This window comes from Moorena sp. SIO4E2 (assembly GCF_010671945.1).
Lineage (GTDB): Bacteria > Cyanobacteriota > Cyanobacteriia > Cyanobacteriales > Coleofasciculaceae > Moorena > Moorena producens.
Map to the genome: position 1 here is coordinate 1 of NZ_JAAHIE010000450.1, position 6,192 is coordinate 6,192.

Sequence of the window (6,192 nt, forward strand, 5' to 3'; positions counted from 1 at the left end):
TTCAGCAAATTGTGGAATCTTGGCAAGCTCGTTTGGCTAAATCAGCCGTAACCGTTTGAGTATATATAGTGTTTGTATCTGGGTTGTAAACACACTTCTTGGGGCAAAAGGCAAAAGGCAAGAGGCATGCATGCTAGAGGGGAAAGAGTGCGTAGGGTGCGTTAGGGGCGGACTTGCCCTTATTTTTCACCTCGTAGCCAGCGTTGGGATAGTCCGCCCCGTAACGCACAACCCTTGGGCGAGCCCTCATTTTCTCGGTCGCCAGTGTTAGGTTGCTGCCTGGGAAATGAAACGGGCAAGATGCCCGTTCCACGCCTGATGCCCGTTCCACGCCTGATGCCTGTGCCACGCCTGATGCCCGTTCCACGCCTGATGCCCGTTCCACGCCTGATGCCTGTGCCACGCCTGATGCCCGTTCCACGCCCGGAAAATCTTGATAACGGGCAAGATGCCCATTCCACAAAACTCTTAAAATCATTCCATTATTAAGCAACGCCCCCTCTCTTTCCCAGATCCGCTGCTCCCATCAATTCTAGTTTCACATCTGATTTTAAAACGCTATATATTTGCTGACTAATTAATAGTAATTGTGACAAAACTCAAAAAACTTATTCCTAATTTCCGATCGCCAGCCTATGTTCTGGTCGGGGAGACAGCCCGGAGAAACTGGTGGCTGATTGGGATGAACCTGATTACTAATCTCGTCAGTGCTGTCCTAGAGGGCAGCACCCTAGGTGTTATTTATCTGGCCGTGGGTTATCTAACCGGGACTGATGACCCTGGAACAGATACACCAACTAATCCCACAATAGCTCAAATCCTTGCTAAGATTCTGCCTTTGCCACCAGAGCAAATGTTTTTAATATTAATCTTTGGGGCAGTGGTGCTGCAAATCGGCTTAAGTCTGAGTAACTATCTCAATAAGGTATCCACAGCTTACCTATCGGCCAAAGCACAGCCCTATGTGACGGGCAAAGTGTTTGAACGGATTATGACCTTTAGCTATGGCTGTGTCAGCCGCTATAAGGTCGGTGACCTAGTACTTTTTACCAATGATGCGGCTTTCGCAGTCGATCAAAATATCACACAATTCAACAATCTGGTGGTGAGTGTGTCATTCTCCTTGGTGTACCTGGTTATTATCGTGGGTCTATCCCCAATCTTGGCAGGGGCGGCAACGGTGCTGATCCTGGCGGTGGCTTATGTGCAGTACAAGCTGATTCCCCGATTACGACGAGTGGTAAAGCGGGTGACCGCAAGCCAGGTGGAGTCGGCTAAGTATATTACTCAGAGCATCCAGGCATTGAGGTTGTTGCATACCTTTGGTACCCAGCCACAGACACTAACGGGGGCAAATCAGATATTAGGTAAAATCGAGAAACAACTAAAAAAGCGGGCATTGGTCTTTTACCTGCCGGAGCCAATTTTAGAGACTTTGCCCATGGTAGCCCTGGGAATTTTGGCGGCTTCCGCAGTACTATTTGAAGGGGGTAAGGCGACAATCCTACCCCTGTTGTTGACCTTTTTGCTGGCCTTGCAAAGGTTATCGGGGCGCTTGAGAGCAACTTCAAACACAATTACAGCTTTTGTGGATAACAGCGCCCGGATGGCACGGTTGGAGACGATTTTAGACCAGCGGGATAAGGTATTTGAGCACTCGGGCACGGAGCCGTTTACACGGCTAAGGGAAGATATTGAGTTTAAGTCTGTAAGCCTTTCTTATACTAACGATGATAACCTTGCCTTGAACAATCTCACCTTTACTCTGCCCCGACATCAAGTAACTGCCTTAGTCGGGGAGTCGGGGGCAGGTAAGTCTTCGATTATAGATTTGTTCATCGGACTGTATCAACCGACGGCAGGACATATTCTAGTCAATGGTCGTCCTCTAGCAGACTATTGCTTGGAAGACTGGCGGCAACAGATCGGGGTGGTCAGTCAAGATACGTTTATTTTTAATGACAGTATTTTAGAAAATTTGCGTTACGGTCGTCCCTCAGCAAGCTTGGATGAGGTGGTGGAAGCAGCGAAAGCAGCCCAAGCCCACAAGTTTATTTTAGCCTTGCCTGATGGGTACGAAACCGTGGTGGGTGAGCGGGGCTATAAACTCTCCGGTGGACAGCGGCAACGATTGGCTCTGGCACGGGCATTAATTAAGCAGCCAGAGATTTTAATCTTGGATGAAGCCACCAGTGCCTTAGATAGTGAATCAGAGAAGTTGATTCAGCAGGCATTGGAACAGTTCCAGAAGGAACGAACAGTGATTGTGGTGGCACACCGACTTTCGACCATTGCTGAGGCTGATCAAATTCTAGTGCTAGAGCGGGGACAGCTTGTAGAGCACGGTACCCATAACTCGCTTTTGCATCAAGGTGAGCGCTATGCACGCTATTGGCAGTTGCAGAGTAGCCAGGTGGCAGCTTAAAACAGTAGCTTGAGGCAGGGCTGTTTCATTCTTGACCCTAAAATTGATCAGGGAGTGGGGAGTGGCTCACAGGGGTAGGTTTTTTACATTTGGGTCGGGAATCGGGAATCGGGAATCGGGAGTCGCTCATCAGGGTAGGTTTTTAACTTTCACCTCAGGTGTGGGGTGTGGGGTATAAGAAAATGTACCATTATTGTCGTTAAAAATCATCAAGACAATAAAAGTACGTACTCGCCCCTTTGTAAAAAACCTACCCTTGTAAGGGGCATCCTGCCCGCCCGAAAATATCCGGTGCCCTTGACCCATTAAGAATTTAATTCGCTAACGGAAAGCGCACCTAAAAACTATTAAAATCATTCCATTATTAAGCAACGCCTCAGCTCCTGTATTTTTATAATCATTTTTATAATCACCCGTTCTCCCACACCCTACCAAGTTCACCAGGTTGCTTATCACCCAGTCAGGTATCTAAATGTAGGTACAGACGTGAAATAGATTCAACATTTCTGGTGTATTGTTATGTCTTGGAACACTCTCAATATTACTTCCACTGCTGAAATTGTCAGCTCTATTAGGGAAAAGGGCTATTACTTCGCAGAAAGTGCATTAGATAAGATAGAGGCTGACCGGCTCTTAGAAGAAATCGACTTTGATGAGATTCTGATCAATAAAAATCACCTAGGTGTGGTTTGTTCAGGAAATCAGAAGTTTTTGAGCCATTGCCTGGCAAAGTCGAAGCGAGCCTACGATTTGATTACGTCTCAACAGGTTTTAGATGTTTGTAATGCCTATTTACAAGTAGGATATCAGCTGATAAATCACAGGTTCTGTCAGACCCGTCGAGGGTTTCATATGCCCTGGCACACAGACAATAATCTGCTGTACGGTAGTCAGTTTTTGGGTAAGCACCAGATGCAAGGTCTGGTATTTATTATATATCTTTCCGAGCCAAATTTAAGCCCGTTTCAGTATATTGAGGGTTCCCACCTTTGGTCATCAAAGTATGACGATGAGATTTATATCAGCGATCGCTGGGTTCAGACGCACTATCAGCAGGATATCAGAACCTTTGAAATAAAGAAGGGCGACCTCATCATCTTTGATTTGCATGGTATTCATCGAGCACGCCCGTTTAAAGACAGACATCATGTTCGAAATATTTTTCAGTTCCAGGTCGAGCAAATTAAAGATGAATATCTTGGCCATGGAGAGCAAAATCTGGTCAATGCTGGGTTTATCGATAACCCTAGTCCAGACCTTTTCAACTACTTAGGATTTGGGATTCAGCGAAACTATCCAGTCTTTCCAAATAGTTCAATCGCAACTATGGCTATGCCAGAGCTAATGAAGTTATATAAGCAGCTTTTGCTCCTGACGCTTAAGGCAATCACTAGGAACCTAGCCAAAGGGCTGCTAACTGGAGAATGGCAAGTGAGTTTAAAACGTAAACTATGGCATCCTAAATTGCCAAGTTCAAACAGCAGAAAGAGTTGATTCAGCAGGCATTGGAACAGTTCCAGAAGGAACGAACAGTGATTGTGGTGGCACACCGACTTTCGACCATTGCTGAGGCTGATCAGATTTTAGTGCTAGAGCGGGGACAGCTTGTAGAGCATGGTACCCATAAGTCGCTTCTGCATCAAGGTGAGCGCTATGCGCGCTATTGGAAGTTGCAGAGTAGTCAGGTGGCAGCTTAACGGTTTAAGGGATTTTATGAAACTTTTTATTACAGGAATTTGTGGCTTTGTGGGTAGTACCCTGACTAAAGCGTTACTTGACCATAAAGCAGATTTAGCCATTACGGGTATTGATAACCTATCTCGGTCAGGCTCTTGGCTTAATCGTGAGATTTTGACCAAACAAGGGGTGAAGGTTGTTCATGGTGATATTCGTAATGCCAGCGACCTGGAAGCTAATGGTCCGTTTGACTGGGTGATTGATTGTGCGGCAAACCCCAGTGTATTGGCAGGGGTTGATGGTCAATCGAGTAGTCGTCAACTGATTGACCATAATCTAGGCGGCACAATTAATTTGCTGGAGGCTTGCAAACGTTGGAATGCAGGTTTCATACTCCTCTCAACCAGCCGGGTCTATTCAATTCCACCATTGGCACAATTAAAGGTAGAGGTGCATGACCGGGCTTTTCGGCCTTGTGTAGCTGACTCGTCTAGTTGGCCAGTGGGATTGAGTGAGCAGGGGATTAGTGAAGCATTTTCAAAGGCTCCACCGATTTCTCTGTATGGTTCGACAAAGTTAGCGTCAGAGACACTGGCGCTGGAGTATGGATTAACTTTTGAGTTTCCGGTGTGGATTAACCGCTGTGGTGTGTTGGCGGGAGCAGGTCAATTCGGTCATCCAGGACAGGGGATTTTTGCCTTTTGGATTCATAGCTTTAAAGAAAAGCGACCTCTGAAATATATTGGTTTTGGCGGTAAGGGTTATCAGGTACGTGACTGTTTGCATCCTCAAGATTTAGTGTCTTTGTTAGAAAAGCAGTTTAGTGAGCCATTAGTGACGAATAAACCCCGAACTGTGAATTTAAGTGGTGGGGTGAGCAATAGTATGTCACTGCGGCAATTAAGTGATTGGTGTGAAGATCGCTTTGGGGCTAATAAGGTAGTTCAAACCGATACAGAACGACCTTTTGACATTGCTTGGATGGTGTTGGATTCGACAAAAGCTACAAATGTTTGGGGTTGGAAGCCTCAGACTAGTATTTATGACGTGTTGAGAGAGATTGCTGAGTTTGCAGAAGGGCAAAAAGATTGGTGCCAAATCTCAGCTTCATGAGTATATAGAATGACATCTATCTTATTTATGAAATGAAGATGTACATACTGTTTATGTGGATTTAATGAATCATGCTAATAATTGATAGACTAAACAAAATTTTACTTCGTAGGTTATTTATTTGTGAAAGTCCACAAGTAAACCTTACTGAATTTCAATACGATTCTATTGGTAAGTTTCAGACAAAAGTGAATAAGGGAGTATATACCTTTGAGAGCATTTCTTGTCTATGTGGTGATTCAGAAGGTATTTGTTTAACTGAGCGTGATCGCTATTGTTTGTCAGTGTCAACATACTTATGTAAATCCTGTGGGATAATGCGGACAAGCCCAAGATTAGATGAGTCTAGTTTATCAAAATTTTACGATCAAGACTACCGTTCTATTTATGTTGGCCATTCTCAAGCACCAGATGATTTTTTTGAGGAACAAGAAAGTCATGGCAGATTAATTATGGATTTCCTAAAGCCAAATTTCAAGTTTCATGAAAATTTAACAGTATTTGATGTGGGTTGTGGAGCAGGGGGAGTACTGATCCCTTTCAAAAATTTAGGATGTAAGGTATTTGGTTGTGATTTAGGAAGTCAATATTTGAATCGTGGCAAAAGCATAGGACTCATTCTAGAACATGGAGATATAAAATCTTTAGACAAATACGGAAAAGCTGACCTTGTAATTCTTTGCCATGTTCTTGAACATTTTCCAAATCCTCTTGAAGAACTTGAGAAGATATATAATTCAATCACTGATAGAGGATATTTATATATTGAGCTTCCTGGTATATTTAAGATTCATAGAAATTATGTCAATCCATTAAGGTTTTTTCAAAATGCACATCTTTATCACTTTTCCTTATCAACTTTAAATTTCATTTTAGGAAAAGCTGGTTTTGAATTAGTTAAAGGAGATGAGAATATTAGAGCATTATATAGAAAAACAGACAAAAGGCATCTATCTAATTTTTTTTTTCATTATTAT

General features: G+C 43.8%; 6 protein-coding genes. 5 read left to right on the forward strand and 1 reads right to left on the reverse strand.

Annotated elements, in window-relative coordinates:
- Positions 1–179 precede the first annotated feature (179 nt).
- Complete coding sequence (locus F6K37_RS30150) at positions 180–461, reverse strand: hypothetical protein (protein ID WP_287254177.1); 282 nt, start codon at positions 459–461, stop codon at positions 180–182.
- Between the two features lie 128 nt (positions 462–589).
- Here F6K37_RS30150 and F6K37_RS30155 point away from each other — a divergent pair, with 128 nt between their 5' ends.
- From F6K37_RS30155 to F6K37_RS30175, 5 genes are all read left to right on the forward strand, one after another.
- Entirely contained in the window at positions 590–2,425 is a 1,836-nt protein-coding gene (locus F6K37_RS30155; protein ID WP_287254179.1) for an ABC transporter ATP-binding protein, read from the forward strand.
- A gap of 519 nt (positions 2,426–2,944) precedes the next feature.
- Positions 2,945–3,919 (forward strand): phytanoyl-CoA dioxygenase family protein, encoded by a 975-nt coding sequence (locus F6K37_RS30160; protein WP_287254181.1) that lies wholly within the window; start codon positions 2,945–2,947, stop codon positions 3,917–3,919.
- The gene (locus F6K37_RS30165) at positions 3,916–4,122 is read left to right on the forward strand and encodes a hypothetical protein (RefSeq protein ID WP_287254182.1); all 207 of its coding nucleotides are present in this window, start codon (positions 3,916–3,918) and stop codon (positions 4,120–4,122) included. Before F6K37_RS30160 ends, F6K37_RS30165 begins: the two co-directional genes overlap by 4 nt.
- Positions 4,123–4,138: 16 nt before the next feature.
- A complete protein-coding gene (locus F6K37_RS30170) occupies positions 4,139–5,215 on the forward strand; it encodes an NAD-dependent epimerase/dehydratase family protein (protein WP_287254184.1) in 1,077 nt (358 codons plus the stop codon).
- Positions 5,216–5,286: 71 nt separating this feature from the next.
- A partial coding sequence (locus F6K37_RS30175) for a class I SAM-dependent methyltransferase (protein WP_287254185.1) occupies positions 5,287–6,192 on the forward strand: 906 nt, incomplete at its 3' end.

Excerpts from the sequence above, each read along its gene's own strand:
- F6K37_RS30160 (WP_287254181.1), top strand. The coding sequence starts at position 2,945 with ATGTCTTGGAACACTCTCAATATTACTTCCACTGCTGAAATTGTCAGC.
- F6K37_RS30170 (WP_287254184.1), top strand. The coding sequence starts at position 4,139 with ATGAAACTTTTTATTACAGGAATTTGTGGCTTTGTGGGTAGTACCCTG.